A 25804-nucleotide genomic window follows, 5' to 3' on the forward strand; every position below is an offset into this window, starting at 1 on the left:
GCCCGGCCACCAGGAAGCGAAAGGATCGACGTGCCGCAGGCACCCGTGCCAGCCATCGGCTTGCGGGCGCACGGGCCGTCCGACGAATCGCCCGATGCGGAGCCTCCTTCGGCGCCGCCCGCGGTGATCACGCCTTCCCCATCACCCGGCCGGCGGCGTTGCCCATGAACGTCACCGTCACCGTGATCAGCATCGTGGCGATCGCGGTGCTCATCTTCGGCAACGCCGTCTTCGTCGCCGCGGAGTTTTCGCTGACCACCCTGGACCGCAGCGCGGTCGAGGCGAACGCGCGCGGCGGCGGACGCCGCGACCGCTGGATTCGCCGCGCGCACCACCGGCTGTCGTTTCAACTGTCGGGGGCCCAGTTGGGCATCTCGGTCACCACGCTGGCGGCCGGTTACCTGACCGATCCCATGGTGGCCGACCTGCCGCACCCGTGGCTGGATGCGATCGGCATACCCGACAGGGTCGGCGACGCGATCATGGCCTTCCTGGTGCTGGTGATTGTGACGTCGGTGTCGATGGTGTTCGGCGAGCTCGTGCCCAAATACCTGGCGGTGGCGCGTCCGCTGTCGACGGCCCGCGCCGTGGTGAGCGCTCAGCTGTTGTTTTCGCTGCTGCTCACCCCGGCGATCCGGCTGACCAACGGCGCCGCCAACTGGATCGTGCGCCGGCTCGGCGTCGAACCGGCCGAAGAACTGCGGTCGGCCCGGTCACCGCAGGAGCTTTTGTCGCTGGTGCGTTCGTCGGCGCGCAGCGGCGCCCTGGACGCCGCGACGGCGGCCCTGGTGCGGCGATCGCTGCAGTTCGGAACCCTGACCGCCGAGGAGCTGATGACGCCCCGGTCCAAGATCGTCGCGCTGCAGACCGACGATACGGTCGCCGACCTGGTGACCGCGGCCGCCGAATCCGGATTCTCCCGATTCCCGATCGTCGATGGCGACCTCGACGAGACGGTCGGCATCGTGCACGTCAAGCAGGTGTTCGCCATCCCGCGGACCGAACGGGCCCGCACTCGGCTGATCACGGTGGCCCAACCCGTTCCCAAGGTGCCGTCGACGCTGGACGGCGACGCCGTGATGGCCGAGATCCGGGCCAACGCCCTGCAAACCGCCCTGGTCGTCGACGAATACGGCGGAACCGCCGGCATGGTGACCGTCGAGGACCTGATCGAGGAAATCGTCGGCGATGTCCGCGACGAGCACGACGACGCGACTCCGGATGTGGTGCCGGCCGGCAGCGGCTGGCGGGTGTCGGGCCTGCTGCGCATCGACGAGGTGGCGGCGGCCACCGGCTTTCGGGCGCCCGAAGGCCCCTACGAGACCATCGGTGGCCTGGTGCTGCGCGAGATCGGTCACATTCCGGTGGCCGGTGACACGGTCGAGCTGCCCGCGTTGGACGCCGACGGCTTGCTGGACGCCGTGACGCGTTGGCAGGCAACGGTTATCCGGATGGACGGCCGCCGCATCGACCTGCTCGAGTTGATCGAACTGAGCAGCCAGGGCGACGTCCCCGCGGCCGGGGTGCGCCGATGAGCGACACCATGGGCCTGCTGCTGACCTGCCTGCTGATCGGGGTGAACGCGTTCTTCGTCGGCGCGGAGTTCTCGTTGATCTCGGCGCGGCGCGACCGCCTCGAGGCGCTGGCCGAACAGGGCAAAGCGGCCGCGGTGACGGTGATCCGCGCCGGGGAGCAACTGCCGTCCATGCTGGCCGGCGCCCAGTTGGGCGTCACGGCCGCGTCCCTGCTATTGGGCCGGATCGGCGAGTCGACGGTGGCCAACCTACTGCGCACGGCGCTCGGGCTGACCGGAATTCCGCCGGCGCTGCTGCACACGTTGTCGTTCGCGATCGCGCTGGCGATCGTGGTGACGCTGCACGTCCTGCTGGGTGAAATGGTGCCGAAGAACATCGCGCTGGCCGGCCCGGAGCGCACCGCGATGCTGCTGGTCCCGCCGTATCTGGCCTACGTGCGGGCCGCCCGGCCGTTCATTGTGTTCTACAACCGGTGCGCCAACCTGGTGGTGCGTGCGGTCGGGGTCGAACCCAAGGACGAGCTGGAGATCACAGTCTCCCCCGTCGAGCTCAGCGAGATGATCGCCGAATCCGAGTCGGAGGGCTTGCTGGACCGCGAGGAACGCACCCGGCTGACCAGGGCGCTGCAGATTCGTCACCGCGTGGTCGGTGACGTGGCGGTCCCGCTCGCCAGGGTGCATGCGATACCGGTCGCCGCGGCGGGTTCGGGCCCGACGGTCGGGGCGGTCGAGCGGGCCCTGGCCCAGACCGGTTACTCCCGGTTCCCGGTGGCCAGCGTCGGCGGCACCTTCCTCGGATATCTGCACATCAAGGACGTGCTGACGCTCGGTGACGATCCGCAGACGGTGATCGATCTGGCGATGGTACGGCCGTTGCCGCGGCTGTCCCGGTCACTGCCGCTGGCCGACGCGCTGTCCCGGATGCGTCGCAGCAACAGCCATCTGGCCTTGGTGACCGACGAAGCGGGGGCCGTGGTGGCCATGGTGGCGATGGAAGACCTGGTTGAAGACCTCGTCGGCACCATGCGCGACGCGTAGCGGTACTGGCCGGCCGGTACGCCTGGGCGCAGCCCGTATGATCTTTCACGGCTACCAGTTAAGAAAGTGCTGGGGGCAGAGGACCGTGGACGCGCGGAACATGCGTTGCTGGAAACAGATCCCGGTGCTCGCCGCGGCGTCGTTCTCGGGGCTGTCAGCGCCGCCTGACCTGCGCCTGCCGGGTCGGGCGGATAGCGCTGCGCTCGGTAGGCTTATGGCATTGCCAATCTGGCCCAACGATGGTCCGGTGCGGCCCATGACGGAGGAGAATCATGACTGATCGCGTGTCGGCGGGGAACTTGCGCGTCGCCCGAGTGCTCTACGACTTCGTGAACAACGAGGCGTTGCCCGGCACCGACATCGACCCCGACAGTTTCTGGGCGGGCGTCGACAAGGTGGTCACCGACCTCACCCCCAAGAACCAGGACTTGCTGCGCCGGCGTGACGAGCTGCAGGCCCAGATCGACAAGTGGCACCGGCAGCGTGTCATCGAGCCGCTCGACATCGAGGCGTACCGCGAGTTCCTCACCGAAATCGGTTATCTGCTACCCGAACCCGCGGACTTCACCATCACCACCTCCGGCGTGGACGACGAGATCACCACGACCGCCGGCCCGCAGCTGGTGGTGCCGGTGCTCAACGCGCGGTTCGCGCTGAACGCCGCCAACGCCCGGTGGGGTTCGCTCTACGACGCCCTGTACGGCACCGACGTCATTCCCGAGAGCGACGGCGCCGAGAAGGGCACGAGTTACAACAAGGTGCGCGGCGACAAGGTGATCGCCTACGCGCGCCGGTTCCTCGACCAGGCCGTGCCGCTGGAATCCGGATCGTGGGCCGACGCGACGGGGCTCAGTGTCGAGGACGGCCGGCTCACGATCGCGACCGCCGACGGGTCCGTCGGCCTGGCCGACCCGGAGAAGTTCGCCGGCTACACCGGCGAGCTCGGTGCCCCCAATTGGTCGGTCTTGCTGGTCAACCACGGCCTGCACATCGAGATCCTGATCGACCCGGAGTCACCGGTCGGCAAGACCGACGCCGCGGGGATCAAGGACGTCGTCCTGGAATCGGCCGTCACGACGATCATGGACTTCGAGGACTCCGTCGCGGCCGTCGACGCCGACGACAAGGTGCTCGGCTACCGCAACTGGCTCGGGCTGAACAAGGGCGATCTGTCCGAAGAGGTCAACAAGGACGGCAAAAGCTTCACCCGGGTGCTCAACGAGGACCGCACCTACCGCACCCCCGACGGCGAGGGCGAGCTGACCCTGCCCGGCCGCAGCCTGATGTTCGTGCGCAACGTGGGTCACCTGATGACCAACGACGCGATCGTGTGGAGCGAAGGCGACGAAGAAAAAGAGGTGTTCGAGGGCATCATGGATGCGCTGTTCACCGGCCTGACCGCGATCCACGGGCTCAAGACCGGTGACGCGAACGGGCCACTGGCCAACAGCCGCACCGGGTCCATTTACATCGTCAAGCCCAAGATGCACGGACCCGACGAGGTGGCCTACACCTGCGAGCTGTTCAGCCGCGTCGAGGACGTTCTCGGCCTGCCGCAGGGCACGCTGAAGGTCGGCATCATGGACGAGGAACGGCGCACCACCGTCAACCTGAAGGCCTGCATCAAGGCCGCGGCCGACCGGGTGGTGTTCATCAACACCGGCTTCCTGGACCGCACCGGCGACGAGATCCACACCTCGATGGAGGCCGGGCCGATGATCCGCAAGGGCGCGATGAAGAACACCACGTGGATCAAGGCCTACGAGGACGCCAACGTCGACATCGGCCTGGCGGCCGGCTTCAAGGGCAAGGCCCAGATCGGCAAGGGCATGTGGGCGATGACCGAGCTGATGGCCGATATGGTCGAGCAGAAGATCAGCCAACCGAAGGCGGGCGCGAGCACCGCGTGGGTGCCCTCGCCGACGGCGGCCACCCTGCACGCGATGCACTACCACTACGTCGACGTGGCCGCCGTGCAGGAGGAGCTGGCCGGCAAGAAGCGCACCACGATCGAGGAGTTGCTGACCATCCCGCTGGCCAAAGAATTGGCCTGGGCTCCCGAGGAGATCCGCGAGGAGGTCGACAACAACTGCCAGTCCATCCTGGGCTACGTGGTGCGCTGGGTCGCGCAGGGTGTCGGCTGCTCGAAGGTGCCCGACATTCACGACGTGGCACTGATGGAAGACCGTGCCACGCTTCGTATTTCGAGCCAACTGCTGGCCAACTGGCTGCGCCACGGCGTGATTACCGAGGAGGACGTGCGGGCCAGCCTGGAGCGGATGGCCCCGCTGGTCGACGAGCAGAACGCCAAGGACGCGGCATACCTGCCGATGGCGCCGAACTTCGACGAGAGCCTGGCATTCCTTGCGGCACAGGATCTGATCCTGACCGGAACGCAGCAGCCCAACGGTTACACCGAGCCGATCCTGCATCGCCGCCGGCGTGAAGCCAAGGCGCGCGCCGCGCAGTCGAATTGAGCCTGCGCTCGAATCGGCTCCGAACGTGTAATAGTGCCGTCGATGACTAAAATCGGCGCGAGTTAACGATGGATCGACGGAAAGGCCGCCGGCACTGCTATGGGTAGGCACAGTGCGCCCGACCCTGACGACTCCCTCGACGAGCCTGCTGTCGACGACGTCGTCGACGAGCCGTCCCGGGGTGAAGAGCCAGGACGCCGCCGCCGCGACGGCGGCGACCGAGAAGCCGACCGCTACTCCGACGAGGGTGACCCCTCGGACGAGGACGGCCCGGAGCAGGGCTACTCCGACGAGCGTCGCCATCCCGCCGAGGGCTTCGCCGCGGACGACGACGATCCCTACTTGGCCGAGGATTCGTTCGTAGACGACACCGCTGACGACTATCCGGAGTTTCCGTCCCGGCCGGCTGCCGCGTCGAGCCAGGAGCCGCCGTCCACACCGCCGTCGATCTTCCGGGGCGGGCATCGTGGGCTCGCCGATCGGCTGGGTGGCCATCGCAGCGAGGGCGGACGCCGCGGGGTCAGCATCGGAGTGATCGTGGCGCTGGTGGCCGTCGTCGTCGTGGTGGGATCGGTGATCCTGTGGAGCTTCTTCGGTGACGCGTTGTCCAAGCGTTCGCACACCGCGGCCGGCCGCTGCGTGGGGGGCCAGGAGACGGTGGCCGTCGTCGCCGACCCGTCGATCGCCGATTCCGTTGCGCAACTGGCCGAAAGCTACAACAAGTCCGCCGGGCCGGTGGGCGACCACTGCATGGTGGTGAGCGTCAAGCCGGCGAACTCCGACGCCGTGCTCAACGGCTTCATCGGCAAGTGGCCCGCGGAGCTGGGCGGCCAGCCGGCGTTGTGGATTCCGGGAAGTTCGATCTCGGCCGCGCGGCTCGCCGGTGCGACCGCCCAGAAGACCGTCACCGAGAGCCATTCGCTGGTCACCTCGCCGGTGGTGCTGGCCATCCGTCCCCAACTCGCGCCGGCGCTGTCCAACCAGAACTGGGCGGCGCTGCCCGGCTTGCAGACCAACCCGAATGCCTTGGCAGGACTGAACTTACCGGCGTGGGGCTCACTGCGCTTGGCGCTGCCGATGAACGGCAACGGGGACGCGTCGTTTCTGGCCGGAGAGGCGGTGGCCGCCGCGTCGGTGCCGCCAGGCGCCCCGGCGACGCAGGGCACCGGCGCGGTGCGCAGCCTGTTGAGCGCGCAACCCAAACTGGCCGACAACTCGCTGACCGAGGCGATGAACGCGCTGCTGAAGCCCGGCGACCCCGCGACCGCGCCGGTGCACGCCGTCGTCACCACCGAACAGCAGCTCTTCCAGCGTGGCCAGTCCTTGCCAGACGCCAAGGGCGCCTTGGGGTTCTGGCTTCCCCCGGGGTCTGCCGCGGTGGCCGACTATCCCACCGTGCTGCTCAGCGGTTCGTGGCTCAGCCGAGAACAGGCATCGGCGGCCAGCGAGTTCTCGCGGTACATGCACAAGTCAGACCAGCTGGCCAAGCTGGCGAAGGCCGGCTTCCGCGTCAACGGCGTCAAACCGCCCAGCAGTCCCGTCACGAATTTCCCGGCGCTGCCGGCCGCGCTGTCGGTGGGTGATGACCCGATGCGGGCAACCCTGGCCGAGGCGATGGCCAGCCCGTCGAGCGGACAGGCCACCACCATCATGCTCGACCAGTCGATGCCCGGCCAGGAAGGCGGAAAAACCCGGCTGGCCAACGTGATCGGGGCGCTGCAGGACAAGATCAAAGCGCTGCCCGGCACGGCGGTGGTGGGGTTGTGGACGTTCGACGGGCACGAGGGCCGCTCGGAGGTGGCGAGCGGGCCGCTGTCCGACCCAGTCAACGGCCAGCCCCGTTCGGCGGCACTGGCCGCCGCGCTGGACAAGCAGTACTCGTCGAGCGGCGGCGCCGTGTCGTTCACCACGCTGCGGATGCTCTACCAGGATATGCAGACCAATTACCATGCCGGCCAGACGAATTCGATCCTGTTGATCACCGCGGGTCCGCACACCGACCAGACCCTGGACGGGCCGGGCCTACAGGACTTCATCCGCAAGAGTGCCGATCCGGCCAAACCGATCGCGGTGAACGTGATCGATTTCGGTGCGGACCCGGACCGGGCGACCTGGGAAGCGGTCGCTCAGCTCAGCGGCGGTGGCTATCAGAACCTCGCGACATCGGCCTCCCCCGACCTCGCCGCGGCGGTCAACGCGTTTCTGAGCTGACGGCGTGGTCGGGTGAGGCCGGACCGGTCGGTCCGTCAGGCGAACGCCTCCACCGGCGGGCACGAGCAGACCAGGTTGCGATCGCCGTAGGCGCCGTCGATGCGGCGCACCGGCGGCCACACCTTCGGCCGGAACTCCTTGCCCAGCGGGTAGGCGGCCTGTTCCCGGGTGTAGGGGTGGTCCCAATCGCTGACCACCAGGCACTCGGCAGTGTGCGGAGCGCCGCGCAGCGGGTTGTCGTCGACGGGCCACTCCCCCGCGCCCACCCGGTCGATCTCGCCGCGGATGGCGATCATGGCATCGCAGAACGCGTCGACTTCGGTCAGGGTTTCGCTCTCGGTGGGCTCCACCATCAGGGTGCCGGCCACCGGGAAGCTCATGGTGGGTGCGTGGAAACCGTAGTCCGCCAATCGCTTTGCCACATCGTCGACGGTGACGCCGGTGTTCTTGGTGATGCCCCGCAGGTCCAGGATGCATTCGTGGGCGACCATGCCGTTCTCGCCGGTGTAGAGCACCGGGAAGTACTCGTCGAGGCGGCGGGCGATGTAGTTGGCCGAGGTGATCGCGGTCAGCGATGCCGCCCGCAAGCCCTCGGCGCCCATCATCCTGATGTAGGCCCAGCTGATCGGCAGGATCGAGGCCGACCCGTAGGGCGCCGCCGACACCGGATGGCCCTGCGGGAGTTCCGGGGCGTATGGGTGTCCGGGCAGGAACGGCGCCAGATGCGAGCGCACCGCCACCGGCCCGACGCCGGGCCCCCCGCCGCCGTGCGGGATGCAGAACGTCTTGTGCAGGTTCAGATGGCTGACGTCACCGCCGAACTTGCCCGGCCGCGCCAGCCCGACCAGAGCATTGAGGTTGGCGCCGTCCACGTAGACCTGACCACCCGCCTCGTGCACGGCCGCGCAGATCTCGGCGATGTCGTGCTCGTAGACGCCGTGCGTGGACGGGTAGGTGATCATCAGCGTCGACAGCCGGTCGCGGTGCTCGCCGACCTTGGCGCGCAGGTCGTCGAGATCCACGTCGCCATTGGTGTGGCAGGCCACCACGACGACCCGCATGCCGGCCAGCGCCGCCGACGCCGCGTTGGTGCCGTGCGCGCTGGACGGGATCAGGCAGATGTCGCGGTGCGGCTCCCCGCGGCTGGCGTGGTAATCGTGGATGGCCAGCAGCCCGGCGTACTCGCCCTGCGACCCGGCGTTGGGTTGCAGCGAGACGGCGTCGTAACCGGTGATCTGCACCAACCAGGTCTCCAGGTCGGCGATCAGGCGCCGCAGCCCCGGCGTGTCCGATGCCGGCGCGAACGGATGCTGCCGGGCGAATTCCGGCCAGGTGATCGGTTCCATCTCCGCGGCGGCATTGAGCTTCATGGTGCAGGATCCGAGCGGAATCATGCTGCGGTCCAAGGCGATATCCTTGTCAGCCAGCGCCCGCAGGTAGCGCATCATCGCCGTCTCGGTGCGGTACTGGGTGAACGCCGGATGGGTCAGGAACTCCGAGGTGCGGGTGATGATGCCGGCACCGTCACCGACCTGCCCGGCGGGCAATCCGAAGGCCTCCAGCACCGCGGCGACGTGCTCGTCGGTGGTGACCTCGTCGCAGGCCACCGACACGTGGTCGTCGTCGACCCGCCACAGGTTGATGCCGTTCGCCTTGGCCGCGGCGATCACCTCGGCGGCGCGGCCGGGCACCCGGGCCAGGACGGTGTCGAAGTACTTGTCGTGCACCAGCGCATCGCCGAGGGCGGCACCGATCGCCCGGGCGTGACCGTGCACGCGGCGTGCGATCGTGGTCAGCCCCTCGGCGCCGTGGTAGCTGGCGTACATCGCGGCCATCACCGCCAGCAGCACCTGCGCGGTACAGATGTTGCTGGTCGCCTTGTCGCGGCGGATGTGTTGCTCGCGGGTCTGCAACGCCAGCCGGTAGGCCGGTGACCCGTCGGCGTCCTGCGACACACCGACCAGCCGGCCCGGCAGCTGCCGTGCATGGTTGGCGTGCACCGCCAGGTAGCCGGCATGCGGCCCACCGAATCCCATTGGCACACCGAACCTTTGGGTGCTGCCGAAGGCGACGTCGGCGCCGACCTCACTGGGAGGCGTGATCAGCGTCATGGCGAGCAGGTCGGCGCCGATGGCGACCAGCGCGCCACGGTCGTGCGCCTGCTGCGCCAGGCCCGCCCAGTCGGTGACCCGGCCACTGGCCCCGGGCAGTTGGGCGATGACGCCGAAGAAGTCGCCTTCCGGCAGCCCGTCGCGCAGGTCGGCGGTGACGATCTCGATGCCCAGCGGCTGGGCGCGGGTGGCCAGGATGGCCGCGGTCTGGGCGAAGACGTCGGCGTCCACCGCCAGGCGGTTGGCCTTCCCGCGCGCCGCGCGGTGCATCAACGTCATGGCCTCGGCCGCCGCGGTGCCCTCGTCGAGCATCGAGGCGTTGGCGACCTCGAGGCCGGTGAGGTCGGCGACCATGGTCTGGAAATTCAGTAGCGCCTCGAGCCGGCCCTGGCTGATCTCCGGCTGGTACGGCGTGTAGGCGGTGTACCAGGCCGGGTTTTCCAGGATGTTGCGCAGCAACACCGGAGGCGTGAGCGTGTCGTAGTAGCCCTGCCCGATCATGGACACGGCCACCGTGTTGGCCTCGGCCAGCTCCCGCAACTCGGCCAGCGCCTCGGTCTCACTGGCCGGCGGGGGCAGCCGGTCGAGGCCCGGCGCGGCACCTGCGCCGGTCAGCCGGTCCAGGATGCCGGCCGGAACCGCCTTGCCGGCCAGCTCGTCCAGCGAGTCGACGCCGATGACGGCGAGCATGGCGGCGACGGCCTGGCTGTCCGGGCCGATGTGCCGAGCTGCGAAAGTGAATTGATCGGACACTGGAACTCCTGAGTGGGCGAAGACAAGTCAAGGCAGAGGACTACGGCCCTCCCCCTCTGTCTTCACCCGTTCGCCGGGCGCCTGAGAGATTCGGCGCCCGATGCTGCCTGAGCGCCTTTCCCCATCGGCGGGCGCGGAGCACAGGGCCCACGCCGCTTTCCAGAGGCATCATGATTTCGCGCGGTCCGGGTGCCTGAGAGGTTGACGGAGAGGTGTTGCTCCTTCGGCGTCCGTGACTGGCCGTCACGAACTCTCCCGCACGAATGCGATGCGCAGACCAGTTTACCCGGCCGCTCGAGGCGCGGTCGCGGGAGCGCCGTCAGCCGATTTTGCGGTCGCGGTGCTTGCGCCGCGACGCCAGCTCGTCCTCCGGCTCGGCGATCGACTCGCCGCCGTCGGCACGCTCGCCGGGGAAGTCCGCGATGACGCCGGTCAGCTCGCGCATGGCGCCTGACACGGCGATGCCGAAGACGCCCTGCCCGCCCTGCAGCAGGTCGACGACCTCTTCGGCCGACGTGCACTCGTAAACGGTGGTGCCGTCGGAGAACAGCGTGATGTTGGCCAGGTCTTGGACGCCGCGCTGGCGCAGGTGATCGACCGCGACGCGGATGTTGTGCAGCGAGATCCCGGTGTCCAGCAACCGCTTGACGATCTTGAGGACCAGGATGTCCTTGAATGAGTAGAGCCGCTGGCTGCCGGAGCCCGCCGCGCTGCGGATCGACGGGACCACCAGCGAGGTGCGTGCCCAGTAGTCCAGCTGCCGGTACGTGATGCCGGCGATCTGGCAGGCGCTCGGGCCGCGGTAGCCGACCAGTTCGTCGGGCACGGAGTCATCCGGGAAAAGTCCGGGCTGAACGGGTGCGCTGGCTACGGTGACGGCGCGGTCATTGCTCGCCGGGTTCCCGCTCTCAGCTAGGTTGAGCTGCTCTTGGCGTGGCTGCTCGCTCACGGTGGTTCCTCTCCGCGATCGCGCTCTCGTCGTTAGCTGCGTCTTGAGGCTGCATGACAGCCACGTTGCTCAGGCCCGAGTGCTAGCTAGTAGAGCTTACGCTTTCCGGTAGCCGCCGCGCCTGTAGTCGCGATCAAAGTATGGCCGCCGCGAGGCCAAGTGGGCGGGCTATCCACCAGCGTGTCGACATCACGGTGTCGTTTGAGATGGATCCGTGATGTCGAGATCCAGGCTAAACCAGCAGGCCCGCCGTTCCCAACTGCTGGTAGCAGCGGGTTTGCGCTAGGTGGCCTTGAAATCGTCCGGAGAGACGCTGTCGAGAAATTCTTTGAACTTCTCCACCTCGTCCTCCCGGACGGCGGTGCCACCTTCCTCGTCGCTCTCGTCGGGGATCAGCAGGCCGGCCTGGGCGAGCACGCCTTCCTCGACATAGATCGGAACGCCGACCCGCAGCGCGATCGCCACCGAGTCCGAGGGCCGGGCCGACACGGTGATGTTGCGGTCGAACACCAGGTCAGCGTAGAAAGTGCCCTCTTGCAGATCGACGATCCGCACCTCTTTCAGCGAATGCCCAAGAGCGGCAATGACATCCCTGATCAGGTCGTGCGTCAATGGACGGGGGGGCTCGACGCCCTGCTGCTCGAGGGCGATGGCGGCAGCCTCTGACTGACCGATCCAGATCGGCAGGTAACGGTCACCGTTGGTTTCGCGCAGTAACAGCACCGGCTGGTTCTGCGGCTGCTCTACGCGAATGCCGACAACACGAACTTCACCCATCTGTGTCTGCCCTCCGCATTAGTGGCGCCGGTTGGATTGGTACTCGCCGGTAGACGCCGAGGTAAAAAATCCGCCCTACTGCCGAAAACCAAGCTGTCGACCGAAGTCTAGTCCTCAGCGATGCAGAACGTCGCGAACGGCGGATTTGACCAACGACGTGTGCAACGTGATGGCGAGCGCCGCGACTTCGCGCGCCAAATCGTCGGCGCGATCGCGTGCGCCGGCCTTGCCGGCTTTGACTACCGGCCCGGCGATTTGGGCGATCAGATCCGATTGCCGATCGGCGGCCGACCGGAAGGCGCGCAAATGCCGCGGCTCGACACCGTAGTCCGACAGAGCCCGCGCGCATTGCAGGATGACTACGGCGTGCTCGTCGAAAAAGCCGGCGGCGCCGGTGGTGATGACACCGGCTTTGAGCAGCGCGGTCAGCAGGTCGTCACCGACGCCCGCGCGGTTCAGCAGTTCCTCGCGGCTCAGCCGGACGTGGGTGGGCGCGACCGCCGAGGTGTCGGAGCCCGCGTCCGCCCCGGTTCCCGCCACCGACACCAGGCGCGGGGCGGAATAAGCCGTTCGGGCGGGGGGCAGCTCGCCGTCGGGTTGGGCGTCCAGTTGCGCCCTGATGACCTTCAGCGGCAGGTAGTGATCACGTTGCGCGGTAAGGATGAACCGCAACCGCGCGCAGTCGTATGCGGTGAACCTTCGATACCCCGACGCGGCCCGCTGCGGCGTCACCAACCCCTCGGCCTCCAAGAAGCGGATCTTGGAGATGGTGACATCGGGGAAGTCCGGCCTGAGCAGTTCCAGGACCGCCCCAATCGACATCCCGGCCAGTGCCGAGCTATCGGGTGCGCTCACTAGCCTGACGATCCTCCATCCTCACCCTGCTTGGGTCCGGTCAGAAACACCAAGCGGAACTTGCCGATCTGCACTTCGTCACCGTTGGCGAGGACCGCGGAATCCACGGGCTCACGATTGACGTAAGTGCCGTTGAGACTACCAACGTCGACGACGCTGAATTCGTTGTTTTCCAACCTGAATTCGGCGTGCCGGCGGCTGACCGTCACGTCATCGAGGAAGATGTCGCTGTCCGGGTGCCGGCCGGCGGAGGTGGTCGGCTGGTCCAGCAAAAACCGCGAGCCCGCATTCGGTCCACGCTTGACGACCAGTAGCGCCGAGCCCGCCGGGAGTCCCTCGACCCCGGATACCGCGCTCTCGGTTCCCGCTTGTGCGGGAGCGTCCAGCTCGTTGAGGAAGTCGGCGCGGAATACCGAAGTCGTTTCTACCGTGACTTCGTCCGAATTCTGGTCGTTGTCCATGTCCGTCACGCGCTGCTCCTCACTGGCTGCTGTGGCGTTATCTGTCCGGGCCAATCGGCCGGCTTACCCACCAGGTTTGTCTGCCCGGTATGCCGATTACTGCCGTCTCGTACTTGCAAAGTGTCTTTCACGTGTCTTTCAGCGATCTTCGAAGGTCTTCGAAGGTCTTCGAAGGTCTTCGATGGTCGATGTGTCGACGGTACCGCGCACCGGCCTGCGATGCGCCCACCACCTGACGATCCGAACCTTCGACTCCCCCGTACCCCGCGCCGCACCGCTCGCTCGCCGTGCGGGGCTGCAGGGACATTAGCAATCGTCATTCGGTCAGCGTCCCGCGGTAGGCCTCAGCGTCGAGCAGCGCCGAAATGGCCGACTCCAATTCGGCGACGTCGGATACCTGGACAGCCAGCAACCAACCATCCCCGTACGGGTCGGAGTTCACCAGTTGCGGGCTGCCGTCCAGATCGGTGTTGACCGCCGACACTGTGCCGGACACCGGGGCATACAAGTCCGACACCGATTTCGTCGATTCGACCTCGCCGAAGGATTCGCCCGCGGTCAGCTCGGTGCCCACGTCGGGCAGTTGAACGAAAACGACATCGCCCAACGCCGACTGCGCAAAATCGGTGATGCCAACTCGCACGGTGTCATCCCCACTTCGACGAACCCATTCGTGTTCGGCGGTATAGCGCAGATCGGGCGGGATATCGCTCACGAGTGATCCTGTTCTGTTCGGGTGGTGCTCACTTGACGGGCTGAGCGTATTGGTGCGGTTTTGGTTGCCGCAAGGTGGTCACGTCCACTCGGTCGGCCTGCTGGACGGACATTCGGGCACCGACGCGCTTGACGGTGTCCTGGGCGCCACCGGGGATGTTCATCGCCGCGGCGAGGGTGGGCGGATCGCCAATCGCCAGAATCGAATACGGCGGCGACAGGGTTTTGGAGTCGATGATCAGCGACCCGGGCATACCCGCCACCCAGGTGTCGACACCCACGCGCACCGATTGGTGCGCATCGTTCACTTCGATCGCCTCGGCGCCGGCGGCGCGCAACTCGTTGATCACGTCGAGCATCGCCTCGGGCGAAACCCCGGGCCCGGGGTCCTCGATCGTGACGGTGACGCCAGGGCCGGTGGCGCCGACCGCCCCGACCAGAATGGACAGCGCCGCCAGCCGGGACTGCGCGGATTGGATGGCGGCCTGGTCGTTGTTTCCGGACGCCTGCAACGAATTGAGCGTGTTCTGCAGCTCGTTCACCTCGGTGTTGAGCGTGCCTTCACGCTGCCGTAACGAGTCCAGCAGCACCAACAGGTCTGCCGGCCGGGCCGTCTCCAGCGCGTCACCGGACTCGGTCTGGCGGACCTGGGTGACGATCGCAACGCCCAGCAGCAGGCAGAGCATGGCGGCCAGCGTGCCGAACGCCATCCGGGACCGGCCGCCGCGCAGCATGCCGGAAAGCCCGGTCCGGTGCACCGGACCGATTTCCGGACGGGGGCTTTTCGCGCCCAGTTCGTGGCGCCCGCGCGGCGCGCCCTGTTCCGGCGGCGCATCGGCCCCGGGGCGAGCGGGCCCTGTTGGCCCGTCACCACTTTGGCCGCCTGCGACGCGGTCTTCGGGGTCCCGGCTCATGGTCACCTCAAGTGCCTCACGCCCCGAACAGCCTGCGGCGCAGCGCGGCGGCATTGCCGAAGATGCGGATACCCAGCACGACGATGATGGCGGTGGACAACTGCGTGCCCACCCCCAACTGGTCACCGACATAGACGATCAGGGCGGCCACGAAGACGTTGAACACGAACGAAATCACGAAGACCTTCGGGTCGAAAATCCGCTCCAGATAGGCACGCAGCCCGCCGAACACCGCGTCCAGCGCCGCGACCACCGCGATCGGCAGATAGGGCTGGACGACTTCGGGCACCGCGGGGTGAAAAACCAGGCCGAGCACGATGCCAAGGGCCAGTGCCGCGATGCCGATCATGCGTGGTTTCCCATCCGCATCTCGCACCGGGGGACGCGCCTGTTGAGAACTCTTCTCACTGTGGCCCAATCTGCTTGGCGAACTTGACATCTCGGGTCGAACCGGCAGGGAGCGTCAAGCCGTCGGCGACGTCCACGGTAACCACCACACCGTACGAGACCTGCAGCAGCCTCAGCCGCTGCATGCCGGGGCTGGTGTCGAAGACATCGCGCATCGCGCGCGGCGCGCCGATCGCCAGCACGGTGTACGGGCTGCTGGTCGGGCTGTTGTCGACCAGGATCGCGCCGCCGGCCTGCCGAATCGTCACGTTCGGGCCGATCCGCACGCCGCCGACCGAAATGGCTTCGGCACCACTCGCCCACAACGAATTGACCAGCAATTGCAGATCGCGGTCCAGGATGATCTGCCTGCTGCCGCTGACCCGCTGCTTGGACACGTCGGACAGGTTCGGGCTGGCACCGGGATCGGTCACGGTCACCTTCAGGCCGGGCCCGATGATCGCCGTGCTGGCGGCCGCCAGGCTGAGCGCGTCAAGGCGTTTCAGCAGCCGCTGTCCCTCGGCGTCTTCGGCCAGGGCATGGCGTTGCACGTCGTCGACGCGCGTCGCCAGCTCGCTGCGGCGCTTGTTCAGCTTGGCCGCGGAGCCTTCCGTCGACCGCACATTGTCCAATAGCAGCTGTTGCTCGGACCGCACCCCGGGCGCCACCGAGCGGGCCTGTGCCACCGCGGCGGCGAACACCGTCGCGATCAGCAGCGCGGCCAACGCCTGCCAGAGCCAGCCGAACAGGCGCCGGCGTCCGCGAGACGGCACGTCGGCAGCCCCGCGTCTGGCCGCCGCCGCCGCGTAGCCGGGATCGAGATGCTCGGACAGCAGTGCACGCAACAGCGACGGCACCGGAATCTGCTTGGGCCGCGACGCCACATGCGCGCCGTGTCCGGCGTTGGGGTCGTAGCCGCCGAGCAGGCGGTCCACATCAGCCATGGTCGGCTACCTTCGCCGCGGCCGACGGACGAGAAGCGCGGTCGACCTTGGGCATGCGTCGCAGCACGAGAACCATCTGCACCGCATACTGCACGAAGGCCCACAGGTAGGCATACATGCCCCAAATGAGGAAGGCCCATCCGCAGGCGCCGATCACCCGGCTCCACAGCGCGTCCCAGCTGCCCAGCAGCACCAGCGGAAAGCCGGACATCAGGGCGAAGGTCGCGGCCTTGCCGATGTAGGTCACCGGCAGCGCCGACAGCCCGCGGCTCCACAGCAGCGGCAGCGTCGCGGCCAGCAGGCCGTCCCGCGCGAGCAGGACGATGACAAACCACCAGGGCACGATCCCGCTGAACGCCAGCACGATGGGCACGGCCACCATGTAGAGCCGGTCGACCGCCGGGTCGAGCAGGACGCCGAGCCGCGACGACTGATCCAGCAGCCGGGCGATCTTGCCGTCGGCCCAGTCCGAGGCCCCGCTGAACATCAGAATCGCGACCGCCCACCCGTTGGCGTGCGCGACCAGCAGGGCGTAGCCGAAGACCGGAATCAGCGCCAGGCGCACAACGCTGAGCGCGTTGGGCACCGTCAGCACCCGGTTGGGCGGAAGCACCGGCTCCATGAGCCGTGACATTAGCCCACCGGCGAGTGCACGGCTGCCCGCACGCTCGGGCGCCGGAACCCCTCGGGGTTAGCGGAAGACCCCGGGCAGGCTCAGGGTGGACAATGTGTCGTCGGACAGCGGGTTGTCGTTGACCATGTAGGTCCACGTCGACGTCGGCCGCGCCAGCTTGGACAGGTCCAGTCCGGGCTCCTCGTCCAGAACGTTCGCGGTTTCGAACGTCTGCTGTGCCGCCTCGATCGCGTCCGCGGCCAGCGACGCGAAGGCGTCCACGGCCAACCGGTGGAACTCGTCCAGCGGGTTTTGCCGGCCCAGCGCGCGCAGGTGGATGCTTTCGCGGATGTCGGCCAGATACGCCAGGTGATCGGCCCAGCCGCGGTCGAGGTGATACAGCATGATCTGCCGGCAGATTGTCTCCAGGCGCTCTTCGGAGATTCCCTCGGTTTCGGCCAGCTCCTGGTAGCGCTTCGGAGCCAGCTCGGCGAGCTCCTCTCGCGCGGTTGGGTTGCGCAGCAACGTGTTACGTCGATCGACGATGATGGCGCGCTGCTGGGCGATCAACTGGTTGTAGCGCCAGGTGTTGGCGTGCACGTCCAGCATGCGACCCTCGGCCACCCGCTGGGCGTGGTCGAGCAGGCCGGCCGCCTTGGGGCTGAGGATCTTGCCGTCCTCGTCGGTCTCCATCGGCAGCTTGTTGTGGTCGAGGTTGGCCGCGACGACGTCGTCCTCCCAACTGGAGAAGAACACCGAAGACCCCGGATCGCCCTGCCGCCCGGCACGCCCGCGCAGCTGGTTGTCCAGCCGTTGGGTGTGATGCCGTCCGGTGCCGACGACGTGCAGCCCGCCCAGCTCGGCGACCCGGTCATGGTCCGCCTCGTCGGAGCCGCCGAGGCGGATGTCGGTGCCGCGCCCGGCCATCTGGGTGGAGACGGTGACGACGCCGAACTTGCCCGCCTCGGCGATCACCTGGGCTTCCTCGGCGTCGTTTTTGGCGTTCAACACCACCGCGGGCACCCCGCGGCGCAGCAGCCGCTCGTGCAGGTCCTCGGATTCGGCCACGTCCCGGGTGCCCACCAGCACCGGCTGCCCGGTCTCGTTCACCTCGGCGATGTGCGCGACGATCGCGTCGTTCTTGGCCGCTGCAGTGATGTAGACCCGGTCGGACTCGTCTTCGCGAATGTTGGGCTCGTTCGGTGGAATTGGGGACACACCGAGTTTGTAGAACTGGCGCAGCTGCTCACCGGCGGCCAGCGCGGTCCCCGTCATGCCGCACACCGTCGCGTAGCGGTTGATCAGCGCCTGCACCGTGATGGTGTCCAGCACCTCGCCGGTTTCGGTGGTCTCGATGCCCTCTTTGGCCTCAACCGCGGCCTGCAGGCCGTCGGGCCAGCGCTGCAGCTGCGCGATCCGCCCGCGCGCGGCGTTGATCAGGTGCACCGCGTCGTCGCGGACGATGTAGTGCACGTCGCGCTGCAAGAGCACGTGGGCGTGCAGCGCGACGTTGATCTCGGTCAGGGTGGTGCCGACGTGTTCCTCGGAGTACAGGTCGATGCCGCCGAGCGCCTTTTCCACCTTGCGGGCACCGACCTCGGTCAGGTGCACGTTGCGGCTGTCGGCGTCGGTGTCGTAGTCGGTGCCGGCCTCCAGCTGACCGGCCAGCTTGATGATCTCCAGCCGCGGCGTCTCCCGGTGGGTGGTGCCGGCCAGCACCAGCGGCACCAGCGCCTCGTCGACCAGCACCGAGTCGGCCTCGTCGATCAAAGCCACGTCGGGGTTGGGCGACACCAGGTCGGCGACGTCGGTCACCAACTGATCGCGCAGCACGTCGAAGCCGATCTCGTTCACCGAGGCGTAGGTGACGTCACAGCCGTATGCGGCCCGGCGTTCGTCGCTGGTCGACTCGGCGGTGATCCAGCCGACGGTCAGGCCCATGGCCTCGATGACGGGACCCATCCATTCGGCGTCACGACGGGCCAAATAGTCGTTGATGGTGACCACGTGCACGTGCCGCCCCGCCAGCGCGTAGCCGGCCGCCGCGATCGCGCCCGCGAGGGTCTTGCCCTCACCGGTGGCCATCTCGATGACGTCGCCGGCGAGCATGCGCAGCGCGCCCAGCAGCTGAACGTCGAACGGCCGCATGCCACTGGCCCGCTCGCTGGCCTCCCGGGCGATGGCGAGGAACTGCGGGATGTCCTCGGAATCCGCGAGGTCCTCCAGGTTGAGCAGCCCGGCGGCCTTGCGTAGCTGTTCGTCGGTCAGCCCGGCGGCCTCGTCGTCGTACTCCGACGAGTCGGTGACCTGGGTGAGCGAGCGGCTGCGGTCCTTTTCCGTGCTGGCGCCGAGCAGCTTCCAAAAGCGGCTGCTCAGCCGGCCAGGTTGAGCGCGGGTCGTCTTAGGCACAGGTCAACGGTACGCGGTGACTTACCGCGCAGATTCATCAAGCGAGGTTGGAACGGCGTGGATAGGCGATGTCGGGGTCGGTGAGCACATTGACGACGGCGGGCAGCCCGCTGGTGAAGGCGCGTTCCAGCGCGGGCCGCAGTTCGCCCGGTGCGGCGACCAGTTCGCCATGGCCGCCCAGGGCGCGCACCACCTCGTCGTAGCGCGTCCCCGGGCGCAGCTCGGCCACCACCGAATAGCCGTAGAGCGCTTTCATCGGGTGGTGTTCGAGCCCCCAGATGCCGTTGTTGCCGATCACGGACACCACCGGCACGTTGTGCCGGACCAGGGTGTCCCATTCCATGCCGCTGAAGCCGAACGCGCCGTCGCCCTGCAGCAGCACCACCTGGCGGTCCGGGCAGGCCAGCTTGGCGGCCAGCGCGTAGCCCGGGCCCGACCCCAGACATCCGAAGGGACCGCTGTCCAGCCAGCACCCCGGCTGGTAGCTGTCGATCACCCGTCCGGCGTACGACCCGAAATCACCGGCGTCGATGACGACGATCGCGTCGCGATCCAGCATGGGTGTGAGTTCCGCGTAGACCCGCATGGGGTGCAACGGGCTGCGGTCGTCGGCCAGCTCGGCCTTCTCCTTGGCCCGCGCGGCGGTCTCGGCGCTGCGCAGTTCGTCGATCCAGTTCCGATGGTCGGTTCCGGTGGCGGGCGCCAGGGCCGCCAGAATCGTCAAGAGGTCGCCGTAGAGCTCGGCCTGCACCGGGCGCGGATGGCGGCGTTCGGGTTCGACCCGGTCCGCCACGATGAGCTGAGTTTGCGCCCCGAACACGGCGCCGAAACCGAGCCGGAAATCCATCGGCACCCCGACGATCAGGGCGACGTCGGCCTCCCCCAACGCTTTTCCGCGTGCCCGGGAGAACGCCAGCGGATGGTCGGCGGGAACGGCGCCGCGGGCCATGCCGTTCATCAGCACCGGGATCTGCAGTTCTTCGGCAAGGCGCAGCAGGGCCCCTTCACCGTGGCCCCACCAGACGTTGGTGCCCGCCATGATCACCGGCCGCTTCGCCGCGGAGAGCAGCGCGGCGGCCCGGCTCAGGGAGTCGCCGTCGGGTGCCGGCCCGGGTGGCAGGTCGACGAGGGCGCCGGGCCGGCCGTCATCGTCGGACATCGAGAACGCGTGGTCCATCGGGAAGTCGACGAAACCCACCCCCGACGGCGCACCGACCGCCGCCCGCAGTGCGTCGTCGACGAGCCGGCCGGCGTCGTCCGCCGACTGTGCGGTGGCGGCGAAGCGGGCCAGCGGCGCCACGAACGGCACGTGGTCGATCTCCTGCAGCGAGCCCATGCCCCAGCGCTGCGCCGGCGCCCGGCCGCCCAATACCACCAGCGGCGACTGGTTCTGCTGTGCCGCCGCCATCGCGCTCATCCCATTGGTGATGCCCGGCCCCGCGGTCAGCGCGGCCACGCCGGGCGACCGGGTGACTTTCGACCAGCCCTCGGCCGCGAAGGTCGCGGTCTGCTCATGGCGGGTGTCGATCAGCCGGATACCCTCGTCGCGGCACCCGTCGTAGATGGAGAACAGGTGGCCGCCGGAAAGCGTGAAGACGGTGTCGACACCGCTGGCCCGCAGGCGCCGCGCGACGAGCCGGCCGGCGTGCAATGTTTGTGCGGGGACGGCGTCGGTAGTCATGACCGCAGCCTAACCAGATCCTTCGGGTACCTTCGCCGAAGGATTTGAAGTTGAGGAGTCCGACCACCGCCACGTTAAGGAGGCACGACAGTGGGCTCGAAGCCGTTCACGCCGTCGATCGACTGGTCGGCGGCACTCATGGATTCGGTGCGCTGGCTCGCCATAGCGTGGCTGATCGGCGCCGTCTGCCTTGCGGTTGCGCTGGTCGCCCTGCGCTACCTCACCCCCTGGGGTCAGCAGTTCTGGCGGATCACTCGCGGGTACTTCATCGGCTCGGCGAGCATCAAGGTGTGGCTGATGCTCGGTGTACTGCTGTTCTCGGTTGTTCTATCCGTGCGTCTCAACGTATTACTCAGCTACCAGTCGAACGACTTGAGCACGGCGGTGCAGATAGCGGTGCAAGGCATGGCGGCGGGCGATGAGAGCGTCAAACAGTCTGGCGTTCATGGCTTTTGGATGTCGATCGCGATCTTCATCCTGCTCGCGACGCTGTTTGTCATCCGGGTCATGGCGGACATCTACCTGACCCAGCGCTTCATCATCGCCTGGCGGGTCTGGCTGACCGGCAACCTCACCGACGACTGGCTCGGCGGCAGGGCGTACTACCGGGACCTTTTCATCGACAACACCATCGACAACCCCGACCAGCGCATCCAGCAGGACATCGACATCTTCACCGCCAACGCCGGCGGCACTCCGAACGCCCCGACCAACGGTACGACCAACACGCTGCTCTTCGGGGCCGTCAACGCGATGGCTTCGGTGATCTCGTTCGCCGCGATCCTGTGGAATCTGTCCGGCGACCTGACCGTTGCCGGCGTCAACCTGCCGCGTGCCATGTTCTGGGTGGTGTTGATCTACGTGCTGGTGGCCACGGTGGTCGCCGTCTGGCTGGGGCGACCGCTGATCTGGCTGAGCTTCAACAACGAGAAGCTCAATGCGGCCTTCCGCTACGCGCTGGTCCGCTTACGCGACGCGGCCGAGGCGGTCGGCTTCTACCGCGGCGAACGGGTCGAGCGCCGACAGCTGTGGCGCCGCTTCACGCCGATCATCGACAACTACCGCAAGTTCGTTCGCCGAACCATCATCTTCAACGGATGGAACTGGTCGATGAGCCAGGCAATCGTTCCGCTGCCCTGGGTCATTCAGGCGCCGCGGTTGTTCGCCGGCCGGATTCACTTCGGCGATGTCACCCAGACCGCGGTGGCCTTCGGGCAGATCGAGGAGTCACTGTCGTTCTTCCGCAACAACTATGACGCGTTCGCCTCCTTTCGGGCGGCGATCATTCGATTGCACGGGCTGGTAGACGCCAACAGCAAGGGCCGTGCGCTGCCAAGCATTCTCGTCAAACCGAGCGAAGAATCGGCGGTGGAACTCCGCGGCATCGAGGTGCGCACGCCGGAGGGCGACCAGCTGGTCGACTCGCTCGACGTCCAGCTCGACCACGGCGACACCCTGGTGATCACCGGCCGTTCCGGGGCCGGCAAGACGACGCTGCTGCGCAGTCTGGCCGAACTGTGGCCGTATGCGTCGGGGACCCTATGCCGCCCCGATGGCGACAACGCGACGATGTTCTTGTCGCAGCTGCCGTATGTGCCGCTGGGCAGCTTGCGCACCGTGGTGTGCTATCCCAACTCGCCGGACAATGTCTCGGACGAGGAGCTGCGCGACGTGCTCACCAAGGTGGCGCTGGCACCGCTGATCAACCGGCTGGACGAAGACCACGATTGGGCCAAGGTGTTGTCCCCGGGCGAGCAGCAACGGGTCGCCTTCGCGCGCATTCTGCTCACCAAGCCGAAGGCGGTCTTCCTCGACGAGGCCACCTCCGCGCTGGACGAAGGTCTGGAATTCGCGCTTTATCAGTTGGTTCGGGCCGAGCTACCGGAGTGCGTGATGGTCAGCGTGAGCCACCGGCCCACCGTCGAACAGCACCACGAGCAGCAGCTGCACCTGCTCGGCGGCGGCCCGTGGCAATTGGGCCCGGTCGAGAAGGAACCCGCTCGGGTCTAGCGCCTACGCTGCCCCGGCCCGCTGGGCCGCGTGCGCTCCGGCGCTGTGTGGTAGCGCGCCTACGCTGCCCCGGCCCGCAGGGCCGCGTGCGCTCCGGCGCTGTGTGGTAGCGCGCCTACGCTGCCCCGGCCCGCAGGGCCGCGTGCGCTCCGGCGCGGCGGCCGAAGAACGACCCTTCCCCCAGCTGCGTTCCGCTCGCGTAGCCCTTGCCGTCCTGGGCGAGGTTGGACGCGCACGCGCCCGCGGCGTACAAGCCGGGCACCACGGTGCCGTCGGCCCGCTGCACCTCGCCGTCGACCGTCACCGCCAGGCCACCGATGGTGAACCCCGAATACATGGCCCGTCCCAGCGACAGATCGAACACTGCCCAGGGCCCGTTGTCTTGTGGCGCAAGGAATTCGGGCTGCTTATGGAAATCGGGATCATCGCCAGCGGCGGCGTGCTTGTTGTAACGGTCCAGCGTGGCCGCGAGGTTGCCCGCCGGAATGCCAAGCGCGGCTTCCATTTCCGCGATCGTCTCGTACCCGTCGAGGAAGCGGATCAGCGGCATGGCCGGCATCTCGGTGTGTGCTTCGTCGACGATCAGGTATGCCGTCTGGTCCGGCTGCTCCAACACGAATGCCGAAGTGCGCGAGTGATAGGAGTCCTCGGCGACGAACCGCTTGCCCTCCTTGTTCACGATCACCCCGGTGAGCAAGACCTCGGGCGGATAGGCCGCCGCGGTGATGAACAGTTCGTCCATGTTCTTGGTCGCGCCGCCCGCCGAGACGCCCATCCGGATGCCCAGGCCGTCGTCGTTGGGATTGCCCAGGATGTAGGGGGCCACCACGCCGTGATGCTTGGTGCGTCGCTCCTGCGCCAATGCGGGGGTGTGCTCGGCGACCATCTCCGCGTTCATCGCGAATCCGCCCGCCGCGATGATGACGGACCTGGCCCTGATGGCGCCGGCTTCGCCGAAGTGCTTCCACGCGACGCCGACCACGGCGCCGTCGTCGTCGGTAATCAGATTGGTCGCCCCGGTCTCGTAACGGATCTGCACGCCCAGGGCGTCGGCACGCTTGAGCAGCAGATCGACAACCATGCTGGCGCCGCCCAATTCGCCGGGGACCGGCACCGAGTGCCCGCGCGGCGCCGGCTTGGCCCGCTCGCAGAATGGCCACACCTTTTCGTTGCCCGTGTAGCTGAGCCCCTCGGTGCCCGGCGGGACGACCACCTTGCCCGGGTAGTAGCTGCGCTCGAACTGAAAACCCAGGTCTTCCAGCCAGTTGAAATGTTCGACGCTGCCATCGCAGTAGGCGCGGATCTTGTCGAGTTCGGGTTCACGCGACACCGCGACCAGATACTTGTACATCTCCTCGGCGGAATCGTCTTGACCGGTCGCCTGCTGCACCGCGGTCCCGCCGCCGAGGTAAAAATGGCCTCCGGCAAGCGAAGTCGTGCCACCCGCCGCGGCCGCGCGTTCCAGCACCAACACCCGCACACCGGCAGCCGCCGCGCTCACCGCGGCGCAGCCGCCGGCGATGCCGAACCCGATCACCAAAACGTCGACGTCGTCGGACCATGTGGTCACGTCATTTGCACTGACCGTTGCCGGTATGTCCGTGCTCATAGGCGACACTCCTCCTCACCGCTGCTCTTGTTTGATGTAGTCGTAGAACGCCCTCATTTCGGGCGCAATGTATGCAAGCTCCACAAACGGCACGCCTGCCTGCCGCGCCGACAGGTAGACGAATTGGATGCCGCCCGGCATCACCCCGCGCTGCACCACCGCGACGCCCCGGTCCGCGGCGTCGGCCACCGCCGCCTCGAGGTGTTCGGGGCTTTCCACCTCCATGCAGATGTGGTGCAGACCTGGCCCGCAATCGGACAAGAAGTCACTATAGATGTTCTCGCCACGAACCGGTTGGATCAGCTCCAGTTGCATGTCCCCGAGGTAGCTCAGCGAGATGCTGGCAACGAAATCGGCGGGGTTGCCGCGGTAACTGCACGCGTCCGGAGCAAAGTGCACTTCGGGTATGCGTACCCACTTGCGCACACCTAACAGGCCGGTGAGGGCCGTTTCGGTGGCGTTCAGGTCGGTGGTAACCCATGCAACCTGCGTCGGCGATCCAACGGGAAGCGTCATCGTCTCGCAGGATAGTCCAGCCGCCCGGCCCCCAGAAAGGGCCCGATCGACTTTGCCGCGCCGAGCCCGTCAGGGGACGAAACCGGCGGGTGAACACGTTCTAATTCCGCTGCGGCGCCGCGCACGTCAGTGCCGGCTCAGCACATCCACCAGCAGTCGCACCTGGGCGTCGAAGACGGCCTCCGGGTCGGTCAGGGTATCGGCGCCGTACTGTCCGAACACTTCCAGGCTGATGGCCCCCAGCACCCCTGCCCACAGTAAAAAACACTTGGCGAGCACCCGGTCATCACCAGGAAACCCGAATTCGTGACGAATCCGTTCAAAGTCGGACGACATTGGTTGCGGCGCAAGGTCATTCGTCAGCCGGATGTCTCCGGTCGCGATTCCGGCCGCGACCGCGTCGAACAGCGCCGCAACTACCCGGGTGCCCACCGCAACGGTGCGCTCGGGGGGCGCGTGGTAACCCGGAACGGGACTGCCGTACAGCAGGGCCCAGCAGGCGGGGTGGGCGACGGCCCATCTCCGCGTCGCCCGCGCGATGGTGACGACATCGTCGCTCCACAGGTCTCCGACCGTTTCGCGGGCGCGGTCCACGGCGTCGGCCAGGTCGGAATAGGCATCGACCAGCAGCAAGGTCAGCAGTTCGTCACGGCTGGACACGTAGCGGTATACCGCCGAGGACACCATGCCCAGGTCGCGCGCTATCGCACGCACCGACAATCCGGCCGCACCGCGCTCCGCCAGCTGGCGGTGACCGAGTTCGATGATGCGCGCCTCGATCTGCTCACGCGATTCCTGACGTTTGCCCACGCCGCCAGTCTGACACAACCGAGAACACCGC

At 67.7% G+C, this 25804-nt stretch carries 20 protein-coding genes and 1 riboswitch; of the genes, 5 read left to right on the forward strand and 15 right to left on the reverse strand.

Annotation, left to right across the window (positions count from 1 at the left end):
• Positions 1–164: 164 nt before the first annotated feature.
• The 4 genes from ACIUM1_RS01860 (at position 165) to ACIUM1_RS01875 (ending at position 7260) form a co-directional block, all read left to right on the forward strand.
• Positions 165–1535, forward strand: coding sequence for a hemolysin family protein (locus tag ACIUM1_RS01860; protein WP_406815612.1), 1371 nt, complete (start codon positions 165–167; stop codon positions 1533–1535).
• The gene (locus ACIUM1_RS01865) at positions 1532–2572 is read left to right on the forward strand and encodes a hemolysin family protein (RefSeq protein WP_406815613.1); all 1041 of its coding nucleotides are present in this window, start codon (positions 1532–1534) and stop codon (positions 2570–2572) included. Before ACIUM1_RS01860 ends, ACIUM1_RS01865 begins: the two co-directional genes overlap by 4 nt.
• Positions 2573–2844: 272 nt before the next feature.
• A complete protein-coding gene (locus tag ACIUM1_RS01870) occupies positions 2845–5049 on the forward strand; it encodes a malate synthase G (RefSeq protein WP_406815614.1) in 2205 nt (734 codons plus the stop codon).
• Between the two features lie 99 nt (positions 5050–5148).
• Entirely contained in the window at positions 5149–7260 is a 2112-nt protein-coding gene (locus ACIUM1_RS01875) for a hypothetical protein (RefSeq protein WP_406815615.1), read from the forward strand.
• 35 nt (positions 7261–7295) lie between these two features.
• Here the strand turns inward: ACIUM1_RS01875 and gcvP are convergent, their stop codons facing one another.
• The 12 genes from gcvP to ACIUM1_RS01935 all read right to left on the reverse strand — a co-directional run bounded on the left by gcvP (position 7296) and on the right by ACIUM1_RS01935 (position 20828).
• A complete protein-coding gene (gene gcvP / locus ACIUM1_RS01880; RefSeq protein WP_406815616.1) occupies positions 7296–10124 on the reverse strand; it encodes an aminomethyl-transferring glycine dehydrogenase in 2829 nt (942 codons plus the stop codon).
• A 171-nt stretch (positions 10125–10295) separates the two neighbouring features.
• Positions 10296–10392, reverse strand: a riboswitch (glycine riboswitch).
• 51 nt (positions 10393–10443) lie between these two features.
• Positions 10444–11073 carry a MerR family transcriptional regulator gene (locus ACIUM1_RS01885; protein WP_406815617.1) on the reverse strand — a complete coding sequence of 210 codons (630 nt, stop codon included), beginning with the start codon at positions 11071–11073 and terminating at the stop codon, positions 10444–10446.
• Between the two features lie 282 nt (positions 11074–11355).
• Positions 11356–11850, reverse strand: coding sequence for a bifunctional nuclease family protein (locus ACIUM1_RS01890; RefSeq protein ID WP_007771374.1), 495 nt, complete (start codon positions 11848–11850; stop codon positions 11356–11358).
• Between the two features lie 114 nt (positions 11851–11964).
• Complete coding sequence (locus ACIUM1_RS01895) at positions 11965–12705, reverse strand: MerR family transcriptional regulator (RefSeq protein WP_406815618.1); 741 nt, start codon at positions 12703–12705, stop codon at positions 11965–11967.
• Complete coding sequence (garA, locus tag ACIUM1_RS01900) at positions 12705–13166, reverse strand: glycogen accumulation regulator GarA (protein WP_007771376.1); 462 nt, start codon at positions 13164–13166, stop codon at positions 12705–12707. The genes ACIUM1_RS01895 and garA overlap by 1 nt, the downstream gene beginning before the upstream one ends.
• Positions 13167–13482: 316 nt before the next feature.
• Positions 13483–13881 (reverse strand): glycine cleavage system protein GcvH, encoded by a 399-nt coding sequence (gene gcvH / locus ACIUM1_RS01905; protein ID WP_406815619.1) that lies wholly within the window; start codon positions 13879–13881, stop codon positions 13483–13485.
• A 28-nt stretch (positions 13882–13909) separates the two neighbouring features.
• Positions 13910–14794 carry a DUF881 domain-containing protein gene (locus tag ACIUM1_RS01910; protein ID WP_406815620.1) on the reverse strand — a complete coding sequence of 295 codons (885 nt, stop codon included), beginning with the start codon at positions 14792–14794 and terminating at the stop codon, positions 13910–13912.
• Between the two features lie 16 nt (positions 14795–14810).
• A complete protein-coding gene (locus ACIUM1_RS01915; RefSeq protein ID WP_067013011.1) occupies positions 14811–15143 on the reverse strand; it encodes a small basic family protein in 333 nt (110 codons plus the stop codon).
• A 55-nt stretch (positions 15144–15198) separates the two neighbouring features.
• Entirely contained in the window at positions 15199–16125 is a 927-nt protein-coding gene (locus ACIUM1_RS01920; protein ID WP_406815621.1) for a DUF881 domain-containing protein, read from the reverse strand.
• Entirely contained in the window at positions 16118–16747 is a 630-nt protein-coding gene (locus ACIUM1_RS01925; RefSeq protein WP_406815622.1) for a CDP-alcohol phosphatidyltransferase family protein, read from the reverse strand. Before ACIUM1_RS01925 ends, ACIUM1_RS01920 begins: the two co-directional genes overlap by 8 nt.
• A 69-nt stretch (positions 16748–16816) precedes the next feature.
• Positions 16817–19147 (reverse strand): accessory Sec system translocase SecA2, encoded by a 2331-nt coding sequence (gene secA2 / locus ACIUM1_RS01930; RefSeq protein ID WP_406815623.1) that lies wholly within the window; start codon positions 19145–19147, stop codon positions 16817–16819.
• A gap of 37 nt (positions 19148–19184) precedes the next feature.
• A complete protein-coding gene (locus tag ACIUM1_RS01935; protein ID WP_406815624.1) occupies positions 19185–20828 on the reverse strand; it encodes an acetolactate synthase in 1644 nt (547 codons plus the stop codon).
• Positions 20829–20918: 90 nt separating this feature from the next.
• Here ACIUM1_RS01935 and ACIUM1_RS01940 point away from each other — a divergent pair, with 90 nt between their 5' ends.
• On the forward strand, positions 20919–22838 hold the full coding sequence (locus ACIUM1_RS01940; protein ID WP_406815625.1) for an ABC transporter ATP-binding protein/permease: 1920 nt from the start codon (positions 20919–20921) through the stop codon (positions 22836–22838).
• A gap of 115 nt (positions 22839–22953) precedes the next feature.
• Here the strand turns inward: ACIUM1_RS01940 and ACIUM1_RS01945 are convergent, their stop codons facing one another.
• From ACIUM1_RS01945 to ACIUM1_RS01955, 3 genes are all read right to left on the reverse strand, one after another.
• Entirely contained in the window at positions 22954–24447 is a 1494-nt protein-coding gene (locus ACIUM1_RS01945) for an FAD-binding protein (protein WP_406815626.1), read from the reverse strand.
• A gap of 15 nt (positions 24448–24462) precedes the next feature.
• Positions 24463–24963 (reverse strand): VOC family protein, encoded by a 501-nt coding sequence (locus ACIUM1_RS01950; protein ID WP_406815627.1) that lies wholly within the window; start codon positions 24961–24963, stop codon positions 24463–24465.
• A 126-nt stretch (positions 24964–25089) separates the two neighbouring features.
• Complete coding sequence (locus ACIUM1_RS01955) at positions 25090–25773, reverse strand: TetR/AcrR family transcriptional regulator (RefSeq protein WP_406815628.1); 684 nt, start codon at positions 25771–25773, stop codon at positions 25090–25092.
• Between the last annotated feature and the right edge of the window lie 31 nt (positions 25774–25804).

The sequence above is a fragment of the Mycobacterium sp. M23085 genome (assembly GCF_045343915.1).
Classification (GTDB): Bacteria; Actinomycetota; Actinomycetes; order Mycobacteriales; family Mycobacteriaceae; genus Mycobacterium.